Source organism: Endozoicomonas atrinae (assembly GCF_001647025.1).
Lineage (GTDB): Bacteria > Pseudomonadota > Gammaproteobacteria > Pseudomonadales > Endozoicomonadaceae > Endozoicomonas > Endozoicomonas atrinae.
On record NZ_LUKQ02000358.1, the window covers coordinates 1 to 4,276 of the forward strand.

At 55.8% G+C, this 4,276-nt stretch carries 1 protein-coding gene; it reads left to right on the forward strand.

The features are described 5' to 3' along the window. On the forward strand, positions 1–4,276 hold a 4,276-nt coding region (locus tag AK963_RS33710; RefSeq protein WP_175404666.1), incomplete at both ends, for a hypothetical protein.

Genomic DNA, 4,276 nt, shown 5'->3' on the forward strand with positions numbered 1-4,276 from the left:
GGTCCCCTGCGTCTGAAGCTGAAGCCGCTGGAGCAGAAACTGGGGCAGGCCATCCACGTCCTGCAATCGGAAACTGAACTGCCCTCCAGCCTCTACCAGAAGGTAATCAGCGACAAGGCACAAGGCCGGGTGCGGGGCATGTTCGACCCGGAGACAGGCGAGACGTACCTGATCGCTGCCAATCTGGATACCACTGGGGAAGCTGTGCGCACTGTCCTCCATGAACTGGTGGGTCATAAAGGCGTCCGTGGCCTGCTGGGCAAACGGCTTGATACCGTGCTGGATGAGATTCACCGGGACATGAACGACCGGCTGAAGCAGGCACTGGGCAAGCGGTACGCCCGGCAGACCGAAGGCAAGAGCGAGGCGGAAGCCAACCGGATCATTGCCGAGGAATACCTGGCGCACCTGGCGGAGAAAGACCCGAAAAACGGCCTGTTGACCAAAGTGGTCAGCATGATCCGCAATGCTTTGCGCCGGTTGTTCCCCAGCATTAAATGGACGGATGCCGATGCGGTGGAGCTGCTGAGTGCGGCCCGTGGTCATCTGAAGCGCAATGGCAACCTGAATGCCGGTAACGCTAAGGGGAATCGCTACAGCGATTCAGGCATAGCCCCGACCTTCTACTCCGCCGTCGAGCGCAGTGCCGCTGCCGTGAAGTCGGACAAGCTGCCTGCTCAGAGCTGGCTGAATGCCATCAAGAAAGGCAACAACGTGCAGGACGAGGAAGTCCAGTGGCTGGGCCTTGACCTGTGGCTGGCGGACAAAAAGGGCGAGAAGCTGAGCAGGGCCGAGGTATTGGACTTTATCCGCCAGAATGAAGTGCGGATCAGCGAAGACTGGAACGTGGACAGTTTTGATGAGCAGGAGCTGGAAGACCGGCTGGAATCAAAGCAGCGGGATTTTATCCGTGAGCGTATTGACGATTATGAGCACGGCTATTCGCTGGATGAGCTGGGCGATGCCCTGGAAGATGCGCGGGAAAGTTTGCGGGAGGAGGAGTACGACTACCAGTATCAGGAACTGAAGAATCGGTTTGACGACGAAGACCTTGACGACCATGAAGTGGAAGCCCTGGTGGATGACGATGGTTATCTGGACGAGTCTGCCCTGCACGAAGAAGCCCAATGGCGAGCCAATAACAGCGTCGATAATATGGACGACAAGGAGCTGGTACGGGATCACATAAGCTATTCCGACAAGGAAGATGCCGCGCTGGAAGTTTGGGAGAACGACTACGAGTCGGACTACCGAAGTGATCTGGAGTCGGAACTGCGGGACGAGTCGGACATCCAGTACCGGCAATACGCCATGAAAGGTGGCGAGGATTATACAGAGCTGGTGTTGGTGCTGGATGACAACCGCCATGTATTCCCCGGTAAAGCGACCCATAAGAATCATAGCCCCATTACCGATGAGGAAGCGGAAACCTTGTCCAAAGGCAATGTGCCATCCTCCATGCGACTGACCGATGGCCTTGGGTTGGGCTGGTACGATTGGTCACTGTTGCGTTATGACGACAGCAATGGTCAACAGGTTATCACCACCGGCCATGCTACCGAAGCCTCTGCTATTGCTGCTGCCCTGGAAGGTCGAAAGCCTTTCGCCCGGTGGGAGCAGGATGCCTTCCTAGAAAGTCATTGGGGCGAAACAGCAAACGTACTGGCTCATGTTCGTTTCCAGACCTTTGATGAAAACGTACAAGGACGTAATGAACGGATTCTGTTTATTGATGAGGTGCAGAGCGACTGGCACCAGCTCGGACGCCAGCATGGGTATCAGACCCCGGAAAAGGTTCAGGAGCAAGAGAAACTAAAGGGCAAAAGAAAGTCGGTTAGGGATCGCCTGAAAAAAATGGAAACCCGGTTGGAGCTCGTTAAATATGATCTAAGGGAAGCATTGGATCAGAAGGACAGGTTCAGACAGCAAAGCAGTGATAACCTGACCGATGAGTATCAGAAAGCAAGGGATCAGGAGCTGTATAAAGCCAACGAACGGGTAAATGAACTGGTACGCCGAAATGAACAATTGAAAGCCGAAATCAAAACTCTGGAAGCCCAGCGGGATAGCCTGACCCAAGAGGATATTGCCCAAGGGTTTTCCCGCACAGTGCCTGATGCGCCGTTAAAGGAGAACTGGCCCAATCTGGTGATGAAACGGATGATCCGCCACGCGGCTGCGGAAGGATTTGACCGGATCGCCTGGAGCAACGCCGCACAGCAGGTGGAACGGTATCCGAGCCTTGGGCAGGTGGTGGAGTCGCTGAAGGTGAGCCCGGAGTTCACCAGTTCCGGTCGGTTGATGTACTTTGCTCTGGACATCAGACAGAGAACCGGCAATAACCGCCGGGAGCATATTGCCGAGGAACGGCTGGAAGCCTATGTGGGCAATGCGGTGGGGGGACACATCAGGGAACAGGCCCGCGAGATTCAGGACCGGCTTAGACAGAGAGTTGCCAGTTATGAACCACACCACAATGAAGAACTCGACCTGTATGAAGTAGTGGACGCCAACGGTGAGCATCTGTATGACCAGTTTGGTGATCTGGAAACCTTCCGAAACCGGGAGTACGCCGAGAACTACATCAATAACCGTATCTATGGTCAGCATAACGAATCGTTCACCCTGGACAACCTGGATGATGTCATCGGTGACAACGGTGCCAGGGGCATGAAGGCGTTCTACGACAAGCGCCTTGCCAACTACATGAAGAAGTACACTAAGAAGTGGGGGGCGAAGCTGGAACCCATCAACATGAACTTTAAGGAACAGGGTTTCCCTTACGACATCAAGCCTGACAAGGTGTGGTCGGTGACCGTCACCGACAAGATGAAAGACTCGGTGCTGAAGGATGGCCAGCCGCTGTTTGCCCTGAAAGATGACCCCCAGGGATGGGGGAAATTCCACCAAGCGCCGGGTACCCTGAAGGGCATAAAAGCGCGACTGGGACAAAAAGATAATAAGCCCGACAGCTCCCCCCGTTACGCCCTGAAAGACCTCCCCGACGATGTGGAAGCCGCCATCAATAATGCCGTCCACGGTGGTGGCAAGTCTGCAAGCTGGCCAGACAGGGTAAAGGCGTGGTTTGTGGATACCCCTATTGCCCGGTGGGCACGCCAGAAGACCCTGAACACCTACGACAGTGTGGAGCATTACGAGAAGCTGGGGAATGAGGGCAAGCTCCATGACGCGGCCCTTTCCGCCAGCAAGATGGCCCACTTTACCCGTGCCATTGACGATGTAATGAACGCCATGCTCGGCAAGGGATCGCCCCTGCTGAAAGACGGCAGTGTGGTGTTCAAGGAAGGCAGCAAAGGCTTCCTTGACATCTTCGAGCCCGTAGCCACCAGAGGTGAACTGAAACTGTGGGAGAGCTGGGCTGGCAGTCTCCGTGCGCAGCGACTGATGAACGAAGACGCCGAAGCACGGAAGAAAGGGCAGGCAATGATGGCACGGGGGCAGGCCCTGAAAGAGACCGTCAATGCCGTGGCTCCAGAACAGTACCCCGGTGGCCGTAACGGCTGGGACAAGGATCGCAAGCAGGCCGACAACGACCTGAAGCTGGGCAAGGCACTGAGCGAGCAGAGCCGGGAGAACAACTACGACCAGAAGACCATCGACACCCTGCAAAACTACGTGAACACCCAGCCACAGATGAAAGCCCGGTTTGAACAGGCCATGCAGGAGTGGCAGTCGTTCAATAACGATGTGCTGGACTTTGCCGTGGACGCTGGCCTGATTGACAGGGACGTGCGCAAACTGTGGGATACCGGTGATTACATCCCGTTTCATCGGGTCCATGATCTGGAGGGCAAAGAAGAAGCCGGTCAGTTCTTTAAGTCCGGTAAAGGGTTGTCCGGCAAGAAGTCCGGCATCCAGAAGCTGACCGGAGGCGTGGAGAAAATCAGCCCCATCGAGGCGATGTTCCGCAATACCCGCAGTCTGATGGACGCCAGCTTCAAGAATATCGCCATGCAGCGGATTGTGAAGGACGCCACGGCAGCCGGAGCTTTGGAATACATTGACGCCAGCATCAGGCTCGGTGATGACGATGTACTCAAGAAGCTGCGGGATATGGGCGAAAGCACCGACCTGACCCCGGCACAGATGAAACGCTGGAAGGCACTGTTCAACAAGTACACCGAGCTCGGTGAGGGTACGGTCAGCGTATCGGAGAACGGCAAGCTGAAGCACTACCTGGTGCATGACAAGCTGCTGCTGGCCTCCATTCAGGACCTGGGAGCGCCCAACTTTGGCTGGATGATGAAGCTGTTGA